The sequence below is a fragment of the Pilosibacter rotomagensis genome (assembly GCF_045062245.2).
GTDB lineage: Bacteria > Bacillota > Clostridia > Lachnospirales > Lachnospiraceae > Pilosibacter.
The window spans coordinates 490,034-511,371 of record NZ_CM170323.1; the positions used below are offsets into that span (position 1 = coordinate 490,034).

The window sequence follows — 21,338 nt, forward strand, 5'->3', positions numbered from 1 at the left end:
AGAATTGAAGTGTTGTAATTAGTACAATGAAAACTAAATAAAGGAGGTGCTCCTGTGTCACCAATAATCAGCATGTTGATAGCAGCAATTATTGTGGCTCCTATTACCTGGAAGATAGCTGTGGCTCACCATAAAAAAAGTTACGAGAGTAAGATCGGAAGCGCAGAGGAAAAATCCAGAGAAATAATAGATGAAGCATTGAAGGTCGCCGAGACGAAGAAGAAAGAAGCTCTCCTGGAAGCGAAGGAAGAGAATTTAAAAGCGAAAAACGAGCTTGAAAAGGAAACCAGAGAACGGAGAGCCGAGATCCAGCGTTATGAGCGCCGCGTACTGAGCAAAGAGGAAAACCTTGACAAAAAATCTGAGGCAATGGAGAGAAAAGAATCCAGTCTTGCCGCGAAGGAAGAAACTTTAAGAAAACGTTCTTCCGAGGTCGAGGAATTATTTGCTAAGGAGCAGGAAGAACTGGAGAAGATCTCCGGACTTACCAGCGAACAGGCGAAAGAATATCTTCTGAAATCTGTTGAGGAAGATGTAAAACACGACACTGCAAAGCTTATCAAGGAATTAGAAGCCAAGGCAAAAGAAGAAGCAGACAAGAAAGCAAAGGAATACGTGGTTACAGCGATCCAGAGATGTGCTGCTGACCATGTTGCAGAGACAACAGTTTCTGTTGTACAGCTCCCGAGCGACGAGATGAAAGGCCGCATCATTGGACGAGAGGGACGTAATATCCGTACTCTTGAGACAATGACAGGTGTGGAACTCATCATCGATGATACACCGGAAGCTGTCGTATTATCCGGTTTTGATCCGGTAAGACGTGAAGTCGCAAGAATTGCTCTTGAGAGACTGATCGTGGATGGACGTATCCATCCGGCGAGAATTGAAGAGATGGTGGAGAAAGCGCAGAAGGAAGTTGAAAACATGATGCGCGAGGAAGGTGAAGCTGCGATCCTTGAGGTCGGCATTCACAATATCCATCCGGAGCTCGTCAAGCTCCTCGGCAAGATGAAGTTCAGGACCAGCTATGGTCAGAACGCATTGAAGCATTCCATCGAGGTCGCACAGTTATCCGGTTTACTGGCAGCCGAGATCGGTGTGGACGTCAGAATGGCAAAGCGTGCCGGCTTATTACATGACATTGGAAAATCCGTTGACCATGAGATGGAAGGTTCCCATGTACAGCTCGGATCGGAACTGTGTAAGAAATACAAAGAATCCCCGATCGTTATCAATGCTGTGGAATCTCACCATGGCGATGTTGAGCCGACGAACCTTATTTCCTGCATCGTTCAGGCAGCAGATACGATTTCCGCTGCAAGACCGGGCGCAAGAAGAGAGACGTTGGAGACATACACGAACCGCTTAAAGCAGCTTGAGGATATTACAAACTCCTTCAAGGGAGTTGATAAGTCCTTTGCGATCCAGGCGGGACGCGAAGTGCGCATTATGGTAGTGCCGGAGCAGATCAGCGATGACGATATGGTTCTTCTCGCAAGAGACATATCCAAGAAGATCGAAGAAAGCCTGGAATATCCGGGACAGATCAAAGTCAACGTGATCCGCGAGTCCAGAGTTACCGATTACGCGAAATAAAATTGAAAGCCGTTGCTGTGCAGAGAGGATCTGTATGGCTGCGGCTTTTTTATTTACGCGAACAACGAGCCAAAGTCCGCGCTTGCGCGAGACCTTGGTGACTGTCGCGATAACAAACAGGCACTGCGTGCCTAAGATGCGCACTCGCGCGAAGATGAGGATTGTCGTAAGCGACCGCGCTCGGCGCGAGAATGTGTCGAGATACATTTTTAGGAGGAAATTTCATATGGCAAAAATTGGTTTTATCGGCATGGGAAATATGGGAACCGCGATCATGCGGGGACTTTTAAAGACATATCAGCCGGAGGAGCTGCTTTTTACGAGCGCTCATGAAGCGAAGATGCAGAAGATCACAGAGGAGACGGGCGTTGCCCACGTTTTCACAGCAACCGAGTGCGCAGAGCAGGTAAAATATCTGGTCCTCGCGGTAAAACCTCAGGTTCTTCCGACTGTGTTTAAAGAATTAAACGGAAAGATCCGTAAAAATCAGGTTGTGATCTCCATCGCGGCCGGATATGCGATCGCGGATCTTCAGGCAGGACTCGGAGACGAGGCGAGAATTGTCCGCTCGATGCCGAACACCCCGGCGATGGTCGGCGAGGGAATGTCCGGTGTGAGCTATGATGAGAACCTGTTTACGGACGAGGAAAAACAGGTGATCGACGGTTTCTTCACTTCTTTCGGAAAGATGGAGAAGGTGGACGAGAAGCTGATGGATGTTGTGGGAAGCGCCAGCGGCTGTTCACCGGCATATGTATACATGTTCATCGAGGCGCTGGCTGACGGCTGCGTGAAGAACGGACTTCCTCGCCAGGCTGCCTACAAGATGGTTGCCCAGGCGGTGCTCGGCAGCGCGAAGATGGTCCTTGAGACAGGAAAACATCCGGGCGAATTAAAGGATATGGTATGCTCTCCGGGCGGAACAACGATCGAAGGACTTGCCGCCCTGGAAGAGAATGGATTCCGCGGTGCGATCATCAAGGCCTGCGATGCGAACTTTGAGAAGAATAAGAAATTAAAGGGCTGATTGCTGTAAAAAGAATTCTCCTATTATTCACAGATAATGAGATAAATTGCGAACAAGAAGCAAATCGCAGACAGTTCTATGCAGACATGTCGGATTTTGTGAAATGATTGACTGTGGATCAGAACAAAGCATAAAGTGAGAGGAAACGAAAGAAACATGGAAAAGACAATTCGTTTAAAACGTGAACTTGCCTATACAGGAATGATCTTAAAGATCTACCGGGACACCGTCGTTGCGAACGGGATCGAGGAAGTCTATGACTATATCCATCATGACGGCGCTGCCGCTGTTCTTCCGGTGACAAAGGACGGAAAGATCCTGATGGTGCGCCAGTACCGGAACGCCCTGGACCGCTTTACTCTGGAAATCCCGGCGGGAAAGCTGGATGCGCCGGATGAGCCGAAGATCGAGTGTGCAGCGAGAGAACTTGAGGAGGAGACGGGATTCCGCAGTGAAAATCTGGAATTCCTGATGACGGTCAATACAACGGTGGCATTCTGTGACGAGCGTATCGGCGTCTATATCGCGAAAGATCTGATCCCGTCGAAACAGCACCTCGACGCAGACGAGAGTATCGACGTGGAGGAGTGGGAAGTGAAGGACCTTCTGGATCTGATCTACAGCGGGAAGATGACGGACGCAAAGACGATCGCGGCGATCCTTGCGTATGCCCAGAAGGAAGGAATCCGGTAAGAGCCGGTACTGGAAGACTAAAAAATCAGAAACAATATTGTGGATAAAGCATGGGACTGTGCGCATACACTGTGAAAAAGGAACAGGGGCGGCAGCGCTATGACTGGGATCCGCAGACACCGGAGACTATTGGACAGTCAGTTGTTCTGGCTGTCCTTTTTTTTATTTGTTGGGACTGCAGCGGGAACGATTTTTTGCAATCACATGAGCATGGAGATGAAGAATACGCTGGAACAATGGTTTGCGGGGATCTTTGCGCCTGCGGAGCTGTCGTCAGTGGATTATTACAGCCTGTTCGCAGGCATTCTGAAGAAGCGCTTTGTGTGGATCCTGGTGGGGATCCTGATCTGCCAGACGTCGCTGTCCGGGATCATCTACTATGCGTCGGCAGTCTGCGTATCGTTTCAGGCGTCAGTGATCGTCTGTGCCCTGACGATGCACAGCGGATTCAGCGGGATCCTGCTCTTTTTTGGGCTGATCTTTCCACAGGGGATCTTTTATGCGCTGGCGGCGTATCTCTTGTGGATCGTGGTCCGGGAACCGGTGCGGGGGAATGAGCAATCCCGGATCTTGAGTATGATCTTATTGACAGCACTCGGAATCGCAGCAGAGACTTTGATCAATCCGGAAGTTTCAGCAGGAGTTTTTCGGTTCTTTTCGTAGACACAAGTGAGGATGAAGGCACGGAACTGCTGCAAAAAGGTACTGAAAAAGGTTTCCGGGCTGCGTGAGTTCCCTGCAAAGGGATTCAAGTGGGAAAAATCCGTTTGATTTTGCCATAAAATGGGGATATAATGTAGAAAAATATTGGTTTTGCCGGGAAAAATAAGGGAACAGTGGATTACAGTGGCCGCAAATGAACGGGGAAAAGGTATGAGAGAGGAAATTCAGACCTTCATCCATTATATGGAGGAGGAAAAACAAGCGTCAAAAAATACAACGCTTTCTTATCAGAGGGATCTTCTGAAGATGGCGGATTATCTGGAAGAGAACGGGATCACGGAGTGCGGAAAGGTAACAAAGATCGCGCTGAATTCTTATCTCCTTTTTCAGGGAAAAGAGGGAAAGGCGGCATCGACGGTCTCAAGGTCCCTGGCGTCCGCAAAGTCATTTTTCGGCTGGATGCATAGGAGAGGAATGATCCGGAGGGATCCTGCAGAATCGATCCATGCACCGAAGATCGAAAAGAAGGTGCCAGTGATCCTCACAGTAGATGAGGTGACGAGACTTCTGGACCAGCCGTCCTGTGCGAATCCGAAAGAGATCCGTGATAAGGCGATGCTGGAGCTTTTATATGCGACCGGGATCCGTGTGACGGAGCTTGTAAGCCTGAAGCTTTCAGACGTGAATATGGCGGTCGGCTTTATCACCTGCCGGGATGAGCATAAAGAGCGGATGATCCCGTTCGGCCATGCGGCGAAAAATGCGCTGGCGAAGTATCTGGAGGCCTCGCGGGAGACGTTCTTAAAGGGAATGAGTTCGGAACTTCTCTTTACAAACTGCAGCGGAGGAGTCATGAGCCGTCAGGGCTTCTGGAAGCTGATCAAATATTATGGGGAGCGGGCCGGGATCGAGGAGGACATCACACCGCACACCCTGCGCCACTCTTTTGCGGTCCATCTTTTGAGCAACGGCGCTGACATGCGCGCTGTTCAGACCATGATGGGGCATTCCGACCTGGCATCCACGCAGATGTATACGGCATATGCGACGGAAAATACAGTCCGGGAGGCGTACCAGGGGGCACATCCGAGAAAGTGAAAAAACATTTTGCGAATATACACATTCTTCGCAGACAATATACCGATATCGATCGAAACAAACGGCAGAGAACAGAAATTTTGAGAAAGTTTGTCAGTTCGCGCTGACTGGAATACAGAAGCTGAACTCGAATTGAACTAAGAAAAAGAGCACCTATCGTGTTACTGTACACGGTAGGAATTTTCTGAACTGAAAATTCCGTACAATACAGTTGTGGCAGCAGATTTTGCCGATTCGGAATGCGAAGCATCGGCAAAATCCTGTTACAGTGCGCGGGCATGGAGTGCCCGTGTACTGTAACCCTATCATCACAATGTCAGAAAGAAAAATCCCTGAAACATTGATCGTAAGGTGCTCTTTTTATCATTTATTTCTGATCCATTCTCGCCAAGATACTTCTCGCAACGGAAAGTCCATTCGCGGATGCCTGCTGAAGACCGCGGGTCACGGACGCACCGTCACCGATGGCGCGGAGACCGTGGATGTTTGTCTCAAAGTCCTTATCGACAACGACCTTGTTGGAATAGAATTTAACTTCCACGCCGTAAAGCAGTGTCTCGTCACTGGCGATACCCGGAGTTACCTTGTCCAGAGCTTTTAACATCTCCTTGATGTCGACCATGATGCGGTGCGGGAGAACTAAGGAAAGGTCGCCCGGAACAGCATCCTTTAAGGTCGGGATGATATTGTTTCTGCAGAGACGCTCCTCTGTGGTGCGGCGGCCTCTCTGGAAGTCTCCGAAGGTCTGGACGAGGATCTTTCCGTCGCAGAGCATGTTGGAGAGCTGGGCGATGTGTTTACCATACTCGATCGGGGTCTTGAACGGTTTTGTGAAGTTCTTGGATACCAGGATCGCGAAGTTGGTGTTGTTTGTCTTGTATTCTTTTGATTTATAAGCATGACCGTTTACGACAGCCAGACCGTTTTCGTAATACTCGGTCGCAACCTCACCGGACGGGTTCGTACAGAAGGTGCGGACTTTATCGTCGAAGGTCGGTGTGTAGTATACGAGTTTTGCCTCGTAGAGGTTCTTGTTGAGGAATTCCATGACCTCGTCGCGGACCTCGACACGGACACCGATATCAACGGTGCCGACCTCAGTATCGATCCCGTGGTCGTCACAGATGTGGGAGAACCAGTCGGAACCTTCGCGACCGATGGCGGAGACGATCTCGTCTGCGTAGTATGCCTCGTCTTTATCGGTAATGACACCTTTTGCAGCTCCGTCTTCGATGATGATATCTTTTACCATCGTGTTGAATTCCATGTGGATGCCGTTTGCGAGGAGGTGATCCTGCAGGCGGGTATAAATCTTGTAGCCTTCCTCGGTTCCGAGGTGACGGATCGGGCATTCGATCAGTTTTAAGTTTGCATTGATGGCCTTTTTACGGATCTTGCGGATCTCCTGCTGTTTGTCAACACCGTATACGTTCTGATCAGCGCCGAACTGCAGATAGATATCGTCGGATTCCCTGATGAGCTCTGTCGCCTTATCGTATCCTAAGATCTCCGGCAGATTTCCTCCGACATCCGGGGAAAGGGAGAGTTTTCCGTCGGAGAAAGCTCCGGCTCCTGCAAAGCCTGTGGTGATGGAACATGGTTTGCAGCCAACGCATACTTTTGTTTTTCTCTTTGGACATACGCGTTTTTCGATCGGTCTTCCTTTTTCGATCATTAAGATGTTTAATTCTGGTTTTTCTTTGATCAGTTCATAGGCGCAGAAGATACCGGACGGGCCGGCGCCGATGATGATCACGTCAAAGTGTTCTCCGGATTTCATATCACAAGTCTCCTTTCGGGTGAGCATATACGGACACCAGGACAGGGAGCGTTCCTTGCACACCATTCTTTATCGTATCATAGTTCTCCCCGACACGCAAGATGAGAGAAACGAAAATCAGATCATTGATATGGGTAAGAATACCGGCAAAATTGTCTAAAAATTAACGTTAAACAAAAGATTATTAAGTAAAGTGCATAAAAGACTTGATTTATTTAATAATTACGTGATAAAATCGACAATATGTTAAGAAACAAATTCAATAAGCCATAGAGGGGAAAGCAGGCATACCTGCGTGAGCAGGTGTGACCGATGAAAAAATTGCAGAGGAGTGAATCATATGAGCAGATTGGAGATCATGTCCCCGACCCGCGCGCGGATCGTGATGGAGGGACTTTATAAAGATCTGGAGAGAAGAATCGAATCGAGCCCGCCTGGGCTCTGTCCTGTTGATATGGCGAGAGCGTTTCTGGAGCTCTGCCACGCGCAGACGTGCGGAAAATGCGTTCCGTGCCGGATCGGTCTCGGGCAGTTAAACCAGCTGATCCGTGACGTATTAAACGGAAAAGCGACAATGGATACGCTGGATCTCATGGAGAAGACGGCGCTTTCCATCATGGATTCCGCGGACTGTGCGATCGGCTATGAGGCGGCGAACATGGTCTATAAGGGGCTGATCGGCTACCGCGATGACTATGTGGAGCACATCAAGAAAGGCCGCTGTACCTGTACATACAACCAACCGGTCCCGTGTGTCGCGATCTGTCCGGCCCATGTGGACATTCCGGGTTATGTGGCGCTCGTGGAAGAAGGAAGATATGCCGATGCGATCCGCCTGATCCGGAAGGACAACCCGTTCCCGACGACCTGCGGTTTTATCTGTGAGCATCCGTGTGAGGCGAGATGCCGGAGAAACATGGTCGACGATGCGGTCAATATCCGGGGACTGAAACGGTTCGCGGCAGATTACGCGGGTGTTGTGGATCCGCCGAAATGTGCTCCGTCGACCGGGAAAAAGGTCGCTGTCCTCGGCGGCGGTCCGGGAGGTTTAAGTGCTGCTTACTACTTACAGCTCATGGGACATCAGACGACCGTGTACGAGATGCTGCCGAAGCTCGGCGGTATGCTGCGGTACGGGATCCCGAACTATCGTCTCCCGAAAGATCGGCTGGATGACGATATCAACGCGATCTTAAAGACCGGCGTGGAAGTAAAATATGGCTTAAAGATCGGTGTGGACATCACAATCCAGGAACTGCGGGAACAGTATGACGCGGTGCTCATCACGATCGGCGCCAGCACGGATAAGAAGCTTGGACTTCCGGGTGAGGACGCGGACGGCGTTCTCTCCGCGGTACAGTTCCTGCGGAGTGTCGGAAAAGACGAGATCATCGACCTGACCGGAAAGAAAGTCGTTGTCATCGGCGGCGGAAACGTGTCCATGGATGCAGTCCGCACGGCAAAACGACTTGGAGCGAAGAAAGTCAGTATTTTATATAGAAGACGGAGAAACGATATGACGGCGCTGCCGGGTGAGATCGAGGGCGCGATCGCGGAGGGGATCGAGATCGTGACCTTAAAGGCTCCAGCGTCCTTAGATGTCGGGGAAGACCACAAGATCCATGGCATCTACGCGACCCCGCAGATGATCAGCGCGATCAGGGACGGCCGCGCCAGCGTGAAGCCGACCGGAGAGCCGGATGTCTACATTCCATGTGATGTCCTGATCAAGGCGATCGGACAGGATATCGAGTCCGGACATTTCGAGAAAGCCGGGATCCCGGTATCCCGCGGAAAGATCGTGACCTTAAAGAGCGGTGCATTTGAAAACATGCCGGGCGTCTTCGCGGGCGGCGACTGCTCAAGCGGTCCGGCATCTGTAATTAAAGCGATCGCAGCAGCGAAGGTTGTTGCGGCGAACATCGATGAATACCTGGGTTACCACCACGAGATCACGAGCGGAGTGGAAATTCCGGAGGCGAGCTTAAAGGACAAGACTCCGTGCGGACGTGTGAACTTAATGGAGCGGGAAGCAGGCGAGCGTGTCTGTGATTTCGAGGCAGTCGAGAAGTGCATGACCGAGAAGGAGGCGAAGCAGGAAGCCGGACGGTGCCTGCGCTGTGATCATTTCGGATACGGAATCTTTAAAGGAGGCAGGAGTACATTATGGTAAATATTACGATCGACGGAAAAAAGATTTCGGCAGAGGAAAATATTACGATCATGGAAGCTGCCGAGAAGAACGGGATCCCGATCCCGAAGCTCTGCTATTTAAAGGGGATCAACGAGATCGCGGCCTGCAGAGTCTGTGTTGTGGAGCTGGAAGGAAAGGAAAAACTGATCACCTCCTGCAACAACCTCGTGAAGGAAGGCATGGTCATCCATACGAACAGCCCGAAGGTCCGGAATCACAGAAGAAATACGGTCCAGCTGCTGCTGTCCCAGCATGATAACCGCTGCGTGGTCTGTCCGAGAAACGGAAACTGTGGTCTGCAGCAGGTGGCATATGATCTGAATATTCTGGAAATCCCGTTTAAGCAGGAACCGGAATATCAGCCGTGGGATAAGAATTTCCCGCTGGTCCGTAATTCCGCGAAGTGCATCAAGTGCATGCGCTGTGTTCAGGTCTGTGATAAGATCCAGGGACTCGGGATCTGGGATGTGGAAGGAACCGGTTCCAGAACGACCGTGAATGTCGCAGGACATAAGACGATCGGGGAAGCGAACTGCGCTCTCTGCGGTCAGTGTATCACCCACTGTCCGGTCGGCGCCCTCTCGGAGCGCGACGATACGGAAAAAGTCTGGGAAGCGATCGAAAATAAAGAGAAGATCGTTGTGGCGCAGGTTGCCCCGGCGGTGCGTGCGGCCTGGGGCGAGGAACTTGGACTCTCCGGCGCGGACGCTCCGGTCGGAAAGATCTTCGACGCATTAAAGAGAATGGGCGTCGATTACGCGTTTGATACGGTATTTTCCGCGGATCTCACGATCATGGAGGAGAGCACGGAGTTTATCAGCCGTTTCACAAGCGGCGAACTGAAAGACCGTCCGATGTTCACCTCATGCTGCCCTGGCTGGGTTCGATTTGCGAAGAGCCAGTTTCCGTATATGGTGAACTACCTCTCCACGGCGAAATCCCCGCAGCAGATGTTCGGTGCGGTCATGAAGACATATTTTGCGGAAAAACTCGGAGTTTCTCCGGATCAGATCTTTACGCTCTCCATCATGCCGTGCGTGGCAAAGAAAGGCGAGCGTGAGATGGACCTGTTCTACGGGGAGTATGCCGGACATGATGTCGATGCGGTCCTCACGACGCGAGAACTCGTGAAGATGATCCGCTCCGCCCATATCCGTCCGGATACGCTCGTTGAAATCCCCAGTGACAGTCCGATGCATGGGGGAACCGGAGCGGGCGTGATCTTTGGAGCGACCGGCGGCGTTATGGAAGCGGCCCTGCGCACCGCATATTTCACCTTAAAGGGCGAGAACCCGCCTGCAGACGCGTTCCGTGCGGTCCGCAGTGAAGGATTCCAGGAAAACGCAGGAGTCCAGGAAGCGGAGTTTGAGATCGGAGACATTAAGCTGCGCACGGCGGCAGTCAGCGGCCTTGGAAATACACGGAGACTGCTGCAGCAGATCGAGCGCGGGGAAGTCCACTACGACTTTGTCGAAGTCATGGCCTGCCCGGGCGGCTGCGTCGGCGGCGGCGGACAGCCGATCCACGACGGCGAGGAGCGGGCGTTTACGAGAGGCAGAAAGCTCTATGCGCTGGACGCAAAAGCAAAATTGCGCTACTCCCATGAGAACCCGGATATCAGGGAGATCTACAGCGATTTCTTTGGAAAGCCGATGTCCCATAAGGCGCATATGTTATTGCATACGGAGCATTGGAAAAATAATTAAAGTGTCAGTTAAATTACGGATATAGGAAAAGCACGCAGATGCAAAAACGTCTGCGTGCTTTTCCTGTATCGAAAGATCTTGGATGCTATGCCTTTTGGCGGCTCATGAATGAATATGCGGAGTTTATTTGGCTGCGCTCTGAAATACAGCGTTTATTGACTGAGCAGCCAATCTATGAGATTTTCGGATCTGATGCCGTCATAGGAAGCATCAAGCCCTGGTTCAAGCGATAAAACGATTTTTTCGTAGTTATCACGGATGTTTTGCAGCGGTGTAAGTTCCCGATTGCGTACATCCTCACTCATCATAGATTCTGTCACCTGGATATACTTTTTAGCATCGGCTTTCGTTGCAATAAAGTCTACTTCGGCGCTGCCGATCTTGCCGATCGCTACATCATAACCCCTGCGAAGCAATTCAAAGTAAACGACATTTTCGATGGCATGACCGCTGTCACGATTACGGAAGCCCAGCAGATAATTGCGAAGGCCGATGTCAACGATATAGTATTTTCCCAACGTGCGGAGGTATGCCTTTCCCTTGATGTCAAAGCGCTTGATCTCATAGAAAAAATAGCTTTCCAGAAGTGCATTCACATATGCCTGCACAGTATGTGCGCTAGGAGCGCCCTTGCGTTTACCATCATCAAGGAGCCCTTCGTTTATCAAAGTGTTGCCTATGGAGGAAATGGATACGCTGGAGCCGATATTGTCGGCAAGGAACAGGATGATCTTGCGCAGAAGCGTGGGGTCTGTGATCTGTTTTTGCCCCCTGCGTTTTTCACGTTCCAAAATATCACGGATGACTACCGTGGAATAGATACCGTCAAGAAGAGACAGTGCTTTTTCCTGATCCAGACCGACATCGGCGATTCCCGGCATTCCGCCGAATCTTATATAGGCATCAAATACCTCACGCAATTCATAATGTTCCCCGTTTTTGTCGAATACCTGTTTGCGGAGTCCCCCGAGCGCGCTTTGTATTTCATGTACTTCAAAGCCGTGAAAATCAAGAAATTCATGGAATGAGAGCGGCAGCATTCTGATTTCTACGCACCGCCCGGAGAGGTAGGTGGAATACTCCGAAGAAAGAAGGTAAGCGTTTGATCCAGTAACATAGATGTCACAGTCAAAATCTACACGGAAGGCGTTTACCGCGTCCTCCCATGCTTCGATCCTCTGCAGCTCATCAAAGAAGAGATACATCCGCTTTCCGGGAACAATACGTTCTTTTACATAGCGATAAATATCGTCGGCATTCATCCTGCGAAAATCAAAGGATTCAAAATTCATTTCAAGGATCTGTTCCGGAAGAACACCGGTATTTTTCAAATGCTGAACCATCAGCTTTAACAGACTGGACTTTCCGCAGCGGCGAATACCAGTAATCACTTTGACCGGTTCTGTATCTTGAAAACCTATCAGCTTATTCAGGTAACTGTCACGCTGCCTGAGTTCATGGGAACCTATCATGTCTATCACCTCCTGCAGTATTAGTATGGCATAAACTGGTGAAATAATCAAGTAATTGCATTATAGTGCAAAAAACTTTTTACTTTCGACAGTTTTTGCAAACATAAACAAATAATAAAAAGATCCGGCAGGATATCTGGACAATATATCCTGCCGGAGAGAGGGGGATGAGTGAAAATTACTGCTTCTGTTTTTTAGTGAGTACGTTTTTTAAAACAGGAACCATTGCGAAACCAATGATTACAAGCAGGATGATGATTGCAATCGGGCGGGAGAAGAAATACGGGATGAGTCCGCCCTTCGGTGCAGCCATGATCAAGGTTCTGCGGAAGTTGGATTCCAGAATATCGGCAAGGACAACGCCGAGAACCAGAGGTGCCGGTTCAAATCCGTAGATTTTCATAAGGTATCCGATGAGACCGAACACGAGCATGATGATAACTTCGTACATGCTGTTACTCAGTGCATAAGTACCGATGCAGGATAATGCAACGATGATCGGAACGAGAACAGAGTTTGGAACGAGGCAGACTCTTGCCATCTGTCTTGCCATGGAAACTCCGATGATTCCCATCAGCACATTCGCGAAAAGGAAACCAAGGAAGATCGCATAAGTAGTTGGAGCCTTAGAACCTGTAAACAGGTCACTGCCAGGCTGTAAGCCATGCATGAGAAGCGCTCCGTAAAGGATTGCTGTGACCGGGCTTCCAGGAATACCTAAAGTGAAAAGTGGGATCATGGCACCGCCGCAGGCTGCGTTGTTTGCGGCCTCAGAGGCAGCAATTCCGACAATGGAACCTTTTCCGTATTCTTCCGGATTTTTAGAAGTCCGTTTGGAAAGACCATAACTGATCCATGCGGCGATGGAACAGCCGGCAGCAGGGATAAATCCGATAAATGCACCGATAACAGAACTTTTTAACATGGTAGGAGTTAATAGACCGGCATTGCCTTTTTCCCAACGCTTTCCCTTTAAGGCAGCTGCCGGGTCGTCAACAATGGTTGCACCGGTTCCTGTCATCAGCTTTTCAACGAGGATGAGAACCTGGGAGATTGAGAATAATCCGATCAGGATCGGTGTGGAGTCAAGACCATCCTCAAGCCAGAGCTGTCCGAACGTGAATCGAGACACACCGCTGATGGAGTCCATGCCGATGCAGCCGATCAGAAGACCTAACAGAGCGGCGAAGATTCCTTTTGCCTGGTTATCTCCTGTGAGTCCGGCAACGACGAGAACACCGAAGCAGGCAACGAGGAAATACTCAAGGCAGGAGAACATCTGACTGATTCTTCCGAGTGCCGGGGCAAATAAGATCAGGCAGATGGCACCAATGATACCACCGACAACGGATGCGATGGTTACGACGGACACGGCCTCCATGCCGCGGCCTTTTTTCGTCATTTCATAGCCATCCTGTGTGGTCGCCGCAGATGCCGCGGTACCTGGTGTATGGCACAAAACAGCAGTGATGGATCCGCCGTACACACCGGTTGTGTACATTGCGGTCATCATGACAAGGGCAGCTGTGGGACTCATGGAAAATGAGATCGGCAGCAGCAGGGCAATACCGACGGACGGTCCCAATCCGGGAATAATTCCGATGATCATTCCGCCTACAACACCGACGAGCAGTCCGAGAAAGACATCAATGGAGAGGAACGAACTCAATGCGAGTGATAAATATTCTGCCATTTTATAAGCTCCTTTCCTTAAATATAACGGAACAGTTGTCCGAGAATGCCGACTTTATAGATCGGGAGATGAAGAATGATAACGAAAACAACATAACAGATCAGGGTGTAGAGAACGGTGATCACAATGTTTACTTTCCAGGACTTCAGCTTTAAATATTTCATGGAAAGCAGCATAAAGATCGGTGTCGCGATCCAGTATGTGATATAGCGGAAGCCAAGGAAATAGATAAAAATAAAAAACATGAACAGGAATGCGTATTTACTGCTCTTTATAGTCATGGAGTAGTGGAAATCCCCATCCTGCTCCTTGGTGAGCCGGAGACCTTTCAGAATAATAAATACAGAACATAATCCCATTAACAGGGACAGAGTGATCGGAAGATAGGAAGCCTGTCCAGGAATCTGTACCGCAGTAAAGAACACTGCGATACAGAAGATGAGAAGAACGGTTCCTACCCATACGTCGCGATGAAACTTTTTTGCCATATGGATAAACTCCTTTTCTTATGTGGGAATGATCAGTTACTGTACGTTCCAGATCATTTTTCTGGTTTCAATCTGGCTCTCAAGAAGTTCTTTGAAGTCCTCACCGGAGGTATTGTCGAGCTGAAGACCAAGAGCAGCCATATTTTCGATATAGTCAGGATCTTCCATTGCTTTTAATAATGCGTCAGTGGTCGTGTCGACGATATCCTGTGGAACACCATTCGGATAGAAGTATCCGCGAGCTGCGAATGCGACAAAGTCTTCACCGGTTGCCTCTTTGATCGTAGGAACATCCGGTATGAAGTCACTGCGTTCGTCGGAAAAAATGCATGCAACCTTCATCTCACCAGACTGATAGGAAGCCATGACATCAGAGATGGATGCAAAAAAGATATCTGTGTCACCGGATAAGAACATTCCGCGGCTGTCGGAAGCTCCGTCTACCGGAACAACGGTGATCTGGGTTCCGAAGGTCTTGTTGAACCATTCAGCAGTTGTTGCGTCTCCGTCGGTAATTCCTGTTGCCTGGGCGGAAACGAGAACAGGATTGGATTTGGCGTACTCGATAAAGCTGTAAATATCGGAGAACCGTGTGTCATTAGAACGGATCGCCATGACATTGTAGTCGAGAGCCTGGTTTGCAAGGACAGTGATGTCATCGAGATTATATTTTCTAGGGTTATCCGGATCAAGCTCACCCATCGCATAGTTATGGTTGATCAGACCGATCGTATAACCGTCTTTGTAATCGCCCTGGATCAGATCGGTCCATGCGACCCATCCGCCAGATCCTGTCTGGTTTTCAACGACAACATTGACTCCCATTACTTTAGAAAGAGCCTGTGCAAGATTGCGGGCACCAATGTCGGTTCCGCCGCCGGCTGAGAACGGGCAGACGAGAGTGATCGTTTCGCTTGGGAAAGAACCATCGTTTTTGGCGGCTGCAGTATCAGTGGAATCAGCAGATTTTGTTGTGGTGTCTGTTGTCTGCTGGCTGGAAGCTTGGCATGCGCTAAGAGATAATGCTAAAGCTCCTGCGGTCATAAGTGCAAATATTTTTTTCATGTGAGATCCTCCTTTTATAGTAGAACTAAAAAATTTTGTCGTCATAATAGACTGGTCCAGCAAGAAACGCGTTTGCTTTTGTTACATTCATTCTAGTGAATTTTATGTCAGAAAACAAACAGCTTTTCCGTGTTATATCACAATATAATGACTGTAAAATGGATAAAAAAGAAAAAAATGAACAAAAAACATACCGAATTACAACTGAATGATTGTGAATAAAAGAACAAAACTTGTTAGACATTTGTAATCTGAATTCTTATACTGGCATCGAAAACAAAAACGTGAACGGCTAAAGGAGGTCGCTATATGATGACAAAGAAAGAGAGAATTCAGGCAGCTATTGCAGGGGAAAAACCGGACAAACTTCCATATTCATTCTGGACCCATCTTCCGGGAATCGATCTGAATCCGGAACTTTTAGCGGAAAAGACATATGAGTTTTATAAAAAGTATGATATCGACTTTATAAAGACTATGAATAACGGAATGTACGCCATCGAAGACTTCGGTTGTGAGATTGATTATTCAGATATTGCGAAAGGCGGAGTGGCGAAAGTCACAAAAACACCGATCCACGAAGCGAAGGACTGGTATGAACTGAAACCGTGTTCTGTAAAGGAAGGAAGTCTTGCGAGAGAATTAAAAGGATTGAAACTTGTTCTCGATAAGGTAAAGAATGAGGATGTGCCAGTCATTTTCACGATATTCAGCCCGTTGACAACAGCGAATAAATTGTCCGGAAATACACTTCTTCAGTATCTGGAAAATGGTGACGGGGATGCAGTTCATCATGCGCTGAAAGTGATTACGGAGACGACCTGCAATATGGCTCGGGCAGCGCTGGAAGCCGGTGCGGACGGAATCTTTTTTGCGGCGCAGAGCAGTACTTATAATTTTATGACTGCAGAACAGTATAAGGAATTTGGCGTTCCTTATGACTTGGAGGTCCTGAATGCGGCGAAAGATGGATGGATGAACACACTGCATGCCCATGGAAGTAATATCATGATGGAAATATTGAAGGATTATCCGGTACAGGTCTTCAACTGGCATGCATGGGAGACATATCCGTCAGTGGATGAGGCGGCGCTTGAGTCTGGAAAATGCCTTATGGGCGGACTAAACCGCACCGATATCACAAAAGATGACCGCAATGCCATCCATCATCAGATTTATGAGTGTTTTAAACTGATGGGTGGCTGCGGTCAGATCTTAACACCGGGTTGTGTGATCCGCTATCCGTTAAATGAGGAAACTTTAAAATTTATCCGCAAAGCGAAAGATGATGTGGAGGCGAAGATCCATCCGATCTACGCTTAGCAGGAAAACTTTTCCTGTGCCATCCGGATGAATTCATCGGCGGCTCGGCTGAGATAGTGGTCTTTCATGTAAGCGATTGTGATCGGCCGGTAGCCCGCCGGATAGTTTAACGGAAAGACAGACACCTGTTCTTTCCAGTCGAAGGAATTCCAGAATGTCATACGGCGGCTGACGAAGATTTCGGGAAGCACGATGGCACCGATTCCGGAAGAACAGAGGGAAACCATGGTGGACATACTGGTGGTCTCGAGGAGGATTTCCGGTTCAATGTTGTAGCTTTCACAACATTTTTCAAACATTTCGCCCAGCCATGTCTGTTTCGGCATTTTGATAAACGGGCAGTCGGCAAAAATGTTGAAACTTTGAACAGAACCCGGAATCAAAGTGGAGTCTATCTTCAGATAGCGCGGCAAAAATGAGTTTGGAATAACGCAGACGAGAGATTCTGTATGGAGCAGTTCCTCGTGTACTTTTTCTGGATCATTGATCGCAAAACCGATGCAGAGATCTGCCCGTCCTTCAAACAATGCCTGGTTGATCTCTTTTGTTGTACCTTCTACAAGATTTAGTTTGATCTGGGGAAAGGCAGAGCGGAATTCTGGAAGTATCTTTGGAAGCATGACAGCTCCGCGGGAGGTACTGATTCCGAGAGTCAGTTCACCTTTTCGGAAGTCCCGGATATCCTGCATGCTTTTTTCAATCTGTTCTTTCTGATGAAGCAGAACCTTGGAACTTGCATAGAGGGATTTTCCGGCTTCGGTGAGTGTGATCGGTTGGGTACGGTTAAAAAGGATCACACCGAATTCGTTTTCCAGGCGGGAAATGTGGTTGCTGAGGGATTGCTGGGATATAAATAAACGCTTGGCAGCATTTGTGAAACTGAGTTCTTCAGCGGCCACGCGAAAGTAGTAGAGATTTAAAAAGTTCATAGTGTGCTCCTTAAATTTTTTCTGCAGTAACATTGATGAAAGATATGAATTATTATAGCAAAAATAATCGAAAAAGAAAGAACAGAAGGAGAAAAAGCGCTAAGAAACTGTTAAAAATATCATGAGGAAAAATAAAAAATGGACCAGAAATTATACACAAACCATCTTGAAATATTAAAAGACGAACTGATTATGGCGCTCGGCTGCACGGAACCGATCGCAATCGCCTACGCGGCAGCAAAAGCGCGGAAACTGTTAGGTCAGATGCCGGAGAAATGTGTAGTGTCCTGCAGCGGAAATATCGTTAAAAATGTCATGGGAGTGACGGTACCGAACTCCGGCGGATTAAAAGGAATCGATGTGGCAGCAGTACTGGGAATCGTGGGCGGAGATCCAGATATGGATCTGGCAGTGCTTGAGAGTGTGACAAAAGAGGATCAGGAGAAGACAAAAGAGCTTTTAAATCAGAAATTTTGTACCTGTAAACTGATCGAAGGCGTGGCGACTCTTTACATTGTAGTGGAACTGCGCGCCGGAGAGCATACGGCGCTGGTCGAGATTCAGAAGACCCATAAAAATATCACCCGGATGGAAAAAGATGGGATGAGTGTTCTGAAAAAGACTGAGGCAGATGAGGAAAATGGTCATAAGGCAGGTGACAAACAGCTTCTCACAGTGAAAAATATTCTGGAGTTTGCGGATAAAGTAAAAATTGAGGATGTTGAAGAGATCCTGAATCGCCAAATCGAGTGCAATATGGCGATCTGCCGGGAAGGCCTGGAACATCCGTATGGAGCAGAGGTTGGAAGAATCCTGATCGACGGAAACGAAAAGCCGACGGTGGGTCTGAAGGCACGTGCATTTGCGGCCGCAGGTTCGGATGCCAGAATGAACGGCTGTCCGATGCCGGTGGTCATCAATTCCGGAAGTGGTAATCAGGGGATCACGGTCAGCGTGCCGGTCATTGTTTACGCGAAGGAGAAAAACATCGAAAAAGAAAAACTTTTGCGTGGACTTGTAGTTTCGAATCTGATCGCAGTTCATCAGAAAAAATATATCGGAAGTCTGTCTGCATACTGTGGCGTTGTGAGTGCCGCATGCGGAGCAGCCTGTGGTATCTGCTACATGCTTGGATATCCATATGAAGTGGTCTGTGAGACAATTACCAACACCATCGCAACTGTTGGAGGTATGGTGTGTGATGGCGCGAAATCATCCTGCGCAGCTAAAATTTCGACAGCCCTTCAAACTGCGCTTCTTGGAATGAAAATGGGATTACATGACAGGGCATTCCAGCCAGGTGAAGGTCTGGTGGAGGATGATGTTGAAGAAACAATCCGAAGTATCGGACGCATGGGACGAGATGGTATGCACTCCACGGATTTGGAAATTTTGAATATTATGCTTGGAAATTAAAAAAGAGGATCTGCCAGCGGACATTGACTTCTGGTAGGTCCTCTTTTTTATGAAAAGTCTGATCCCTCAGCTATGCTGAGGAGAATGGAATCAGTGCAGATAGTAATAGTATATGCGATACCGTTCTTTGGGACGGGTAGTTCGGACTTCCGGGCGAGGACGCGGACGGCGTGCTCTCCGCAGTACAGTTCTTAAGACGTGTTGGAAAAGACGAGATCATCGATCTGACCGGAAAAGAAGTCGTTGTCATCGGAGGCGGAAACGTGTCCATGGATGCGGTCCGAACGGCGAAGAGACTGGGTGCGAAGAAAGTCAGCATTTTATATAGAAGACGAAGAAACGATATGACAGCGCTGGCGGCGATCGATCCGGATCCGGCTCAGTATGAGGTCGTGGAGGACAGGGACAGCTTTGATTATATTTATTCCGGGGAGGAGATGCGTCTTCTTCCCGGAAGGAAATATTCAAAAATGAAAAACAGGATCTCCAGATTCCGGAGAGACTATGGAGACCGGGCAGAGTTTGTTCTTCTTGGACCGGAGGATGAACCGGAGATTTTACAGTTTCTGGATCGCTGGTCATCGAAAAAGGAAAGTGATGATGCTCTGAACCGGTTGGACAGTGAGGAGACCGGGATACGGGAAGCAATCCGATTCTGCAGGGAAGCGGAGATCACGATTGCCGGTGTTCGTGTGAACGGGATTCTGGAGGCATTTTCCATGGGAACGGAGTGTAAGGAGACTGATATGACGGTGACACATGTGGAAAAGGCAGATACTGAGCTTCGTGGTCTGTACAATTATCTGGAAAAAGAGTTTTTGCTCCATTCATATCCGGAGACAGGACTGGTGAACCGGGAAGATGATATGGGACTGGAAAATCTGAGACGGACGAAAGAGAGTATGCATCCGGTACGGATGGAGAAGAAATATACGATCCTGGAGCGGGAGAGAAATTAAAGTTTGTTAAAAAATATACAGACAAATTCAGAAAAAGCATACATATGACACATAAAACCCTGTATTTAATGGAATTGATTGCATTATATGAAGAAATGTGGTAAGCTATAGAGTATGAAATTCCGTACAACCGAATGGATGCTGGAGATAATGCGAAAGCATGATCCGGGGAAATGTACGGACGGTACTTAGGGGGTACCTGCCGGAGTATGAAAAGGTGAGTATATCACATAAAAACTGCCGTCAGCAGAGACGTTCCGGGAGATCAGAGAGATCTCATCCGGGATCGTGTCTGGTGGCGGCAGTTTTTGCTTACCGGCGAGTTCTTGTGAAACTTCCCGGCAAATAAAAGGGGCCGAAATCCTGCTCATGTGTGGCAGCAGGATCTTTTTATAATGTGGCCAAGTTCAGCCTTGCGCAGACAAGGTAAAGCTGATAAAATGGAAAAACCGGGGGACTGAAAAATCCCCCTTAAGTGCGTTGCAGAAAGAAACGAATGAAAGAATGGTAACTGCGAAGATATGGAACAGTTACGAACAGCGATAAAAACTTACTGCCGCGGAGAGCGGAGAAAAAAAGGAGATAAAAATGTTAATAATTGCAGGTCTCGGAAACCCGGGAAAGGAATATGAAAATACAAGACACAATGCAGGTTTTATGGTGATGGATGCTCTGGCGGAGAAGATCGGGGCGGACATCTCTGAGAAGAAGCACAAGGCGCTCTGCGGAAAAGGCGTGATCGGCGGGGAGAAAGTGATCCTCATGAAGCCGCAGACGTATATGAACTCCAGTGGGGAGAGTATCCGCGCGGCGGCCGATTATTATAAGGTGGATCCGGAAGATATCCTGATCGTGTACGATGATATCAGTCTGGCTCCGGGTCAGTTAAGGATCCGCGCAAAGGGAAGTGCCGGCGGTCACAACGGAATCAAGAGCATCATCGCACATCTCGGAACCCAGGAATTCCCGCGCGTGAAGGTCGGAGTCGGTGAGAAACCGGCGAGAATGGATCTTGCAGATTATGTGCTCGGACACTTCTCAAAGGAAGAGCAGGCGACGATGGATGACGCCGTGAAGGAAGCGGCCGACGCAGTCTGCGAGATCGTGAATGTCGGAATCGCGCAGGCGATGAATGATCATAACCGGAAGAAAGAAGAAAAATAAAAGAAGTATTGGCAAAATTTTGCCGCAGTGTGCGTGCGGAGAATGCCTATGCACACTAACTGGAATAGA

At 48.7% G+C, this 21,338-nt stretch carries 17 protein-coding genes and 1 pseudogene; 12 read left to right on the forward strand and 6 right to left on the reverse strand.

Features of this window, described 5'->3' with window-relative positions:
• Nucleotides 1–72 precede the first annotated feature (72 nt).
• The 5 genes from rny to ACI3EW_RS02215 all read left to right on the forward strand — a co-directional run bounded on the left by rny (nucleotide 73) and on the right by ACI3EW_RS02215 (nucleotide 5,080).
• Complete coding sequence (gene rny / locus ACI3EW_RS02195) at nucleotides 73–1,599, forward strand: ribonuclease Y (protein WP_118299048.1); 1,527 nt, start codon at nucleotides 73–75, stop codon at nucleotides 1,597–1,599.
• Nucleotides 1,600–1,825: 226 nt separating this feature from the next.
• Entirely contained in the window at nucleotides 1,826–2,626 is an 801-nt protein-coding gene (gene proC / locus ACI3EW_RS02200) for a pyrroline-5-carboxylate reductase (protein ID WP_405579096.1), read from the forward strand.
• Nucleotides 2,627–2,782: 156 nt separating this feature from the next.
• Nucleotides 2,783–3,319, forward strand: coding sequence for an NUDIX hydrolase (locus ACI3EW_RS02205; protein WP_118321973.1), 537 nt, complete (start codon nucleotides 2,783–2,785; stop codon nucleotides 3,317–3,319).
• Between the two features lie 216 nt (nucleotides 3,320–3,535).
• Entirely contained in the window at nucleotides 3,536–3,982 is a 447-nt protein-coding gene (locus ACI3EW_RS02210; protein ID WP_405579099.1) for a hypothetical protein, read from the forward strand.
• Between the two features lie 210 nt (nucleotides 3,983–4,192).
• The gene (locus ACI3EW_RS02215; protein ID WP_405579102.1) at nucleotides 4,193–5,080 is read left to right on the forward strand and encodes a site-specific tyrosine recombinase; all 888 of its coding nucleotides are present in this window, start codon (nucleotides 4,193–4,195) and stop codon (nucleotides 5,078–5,080) included.
• A gap of 367 nt (nucleotides 5,081–5,447) precedes the next feature.
• Here the strand turns inward: ACI3EW_RS02215 and ACI3EW_RS02220 are convergent, their stop codons facing one another.
• A complete protein-coding gene (locus ACI3EW_RS02220; protein WP_329752148.1) occupies nucleotides 5,448–6,887 on the reverse strand; it encodes an NAD(P)/FAD-dependent oxidoreductase in 1,440 nt (479 codons plus the stop codon).
• A 313-nt stretch (nucleotides 6,888–7,200) separates the two neighbouring features.
• Between ACI3EW_RS02220 and ACI3EW_RS02225 the strand changes: the two genes are divergently transcribed.
• Nucleotides 7,201–9,033 carry an NAD(P)-binding protein gene (locus ACI3EW_RS02225; RefSeq protein ID WP_405579105.1) on the forward strand — a complete coding sequence of 611 codons (1,833 nt, stop codon included), beginning with the start codon at nucleotides 7,201–7,203 and terminating at the stop codon, nucleotides 9,031–9,033.
• Nucleotides 9,027–10,760: a [FeFe] hydrogenase, group A gene (locus ACI3EW_RS02230; RefSeq protein WP_405579108.1), complete on the forward strand. Its 1,734-nt coding sequence runs from the start codon at nucleotides 9,027–9,029 to the stop codon at nucleotides 10,758–10,760. The genes ACI3EW_RS02225 and ACI3EW_RS02230 overlap by 7 nt, the downstream gene beginning before the upstream one ends.
• A gap of 152 nt (nucleotides 10,761–10,912) precedes the next feature.
• Here the strand turns inward: ACI3EW_RS02230 and ACI3EW_RS02235 are convergent, their stop codons facing one another.
• The 4 genes from ACI3EW_RS02235 to ACI3EW_RS02250 form a co-directional block, all read right to left on the reverse strand.
• Entirely contained in the window at nucleotides 10,913–12,232 is a 1,320-nt protein-coding gene (locus ACI3EW_RS02235) for an ATP-binding protein (protein ID WP_215702162.1), read from the reverse strand.
• A gap of 178 nt (nucleotides 12,233–12,410) precedes the next feature.
• A complete protein-coding gene (locus ACI3EW_RS02240) occupies nucleotides 12,411–13,925 on the reverse strand; it encodes a tripartite tricarboxylate transporter permease (RefSeq protein ID WP_117471324.1) in 1,515 nt (504 codons plus the stop codon).
• A 17-nt stretch (nucleotides 13,926–13,942) separates the two neighbouring features.
• On the reverse strand, nucleotides 13,943–14,413 hold the full coding sequence (locus ACI3EW_RS02245; protein WP_117471325.1) for a tripartite tricarboxylate transporter TctB family protein: 471 nt from the start codon (nucleotides 14,411–14,413) through the stop codon (nucleotides 13,943–13,945).
• Nucleotides 14,414–14,449: 36 nt separating this feature from the next.
• Entirely contained in the window at nucleotides 14,450–15,478 is a 1,029-nt protein-coding gene (locus ACI3EW_RS02250; RefSeq protein WP_405579114.1) for a Bug family tripartite tricarboxylate transporter substrate binding protein, read from the reverse strand.
• Between the two features lie 309 nt (nucleotides 15,479–15,787).
• Between ACI3EW_RS02250 and ACI3EW_RS02255 the strand changes: the two genes are divergently transcribed.
• Complete coding sequence (locus tag ACI3EW_RS02255) at nucleotides 15,788–16,801, forward strand: uroporphyrinogen decarboxylase family protein (RefSeq protein WP_242990637.1); 1,014 nt, start codon at nucleotides 15,788–15,790, stop codon at nucleotides 16,799–16,801.
• On the opposite strand, the gene ACI3EW_RS02260 is transcribed toward ACI3EW_RS02255, so the two are convergent.
• Complete coding sequence (locus ACI3EW_RS02260) at nucleotides 16,798–17,730, reverse strand: LysR family transcriptional regulator (protein WP_158553099.1); 933 nt, start codon at nucleotides 17,728–17,730, stop codon at nucleotides 16,798–16,800. The genes ACI3EW_RS02255 and ACI3EW_RS02260 overlap by 4 nt on opposite strands.
• A 138-nt stretch (nucleotides 17,731–17,868) precedes the next feature.
• On the opposite strand from ACI3EW_RS02260, the gene ACI3EW_RS02265 reads away from it, so the two are divergent.
• The 4 genes and pseudogenes from ACI3EW_RS02265 to pth all read left to right on the forward strand — a co-directional run bounded on the left by ACI3EW_RS02265 (nucleotide 17,869) and on the right by pth (nucleotide 21,269).
• Nucleotides 17,869–19,146 carry an L-cysteine desulfidase family protein gene (locus ACI3EW_RS02265; RefSeq protein ID WP_117471328.1) on the forward strand — a complete coding sequence of 426 codons (1,278 nt, stop codon included), beginning with the start codon at nucleotides 17,869–17,871 and terminating at the stop codon, nucleotides 19,144–19,146.
• A gap of 143 nt (nucleotides 19,147–19,289) precedes the next feature.
• A pseudogene (locus tag ACI3EW_RS02270) lies at nucleotides 19,290–19,502 on the forward strand (FAD-dependent oxidoreductase); the annotation flags it as partial.
• Nucleotides 19,491–20,105: a phosphatidylglycerol lysyltransferase domain-containing protein gene (locus ACI3EW_RS02275; protein WP_252197340.1), complete on the forward strand. Its 615-nt coding sequence runs from the start codon at nucleotides 19,491–19,493 to the stop codon at nucleotides 20,103–20,105. The pseudogene ACI3EW_RS02270 and the gene ACI3EW_RS02275, both read left to right, overlap by 12 nt.
• A 588-nt stretch (nucleotides 20,106–20,693) precedes the next feature.
• The gene (pth, locus tag ACI3EW_RS02280; protein WP_117470477.1) at nucleotides 20,694–21,269 is read left to right on the forward strand and encodes an aminoacyl-tRNA hydrolase; all 576 of its coding nucleotides are present in this window, start codon (nucleotides 20,694–20,696) and stop codon (nucleotides 21,267–21,269) included.
• The last annotated feature ends 69 nt before the right edge of the window (nucleotides 21,270–21,338 follow it).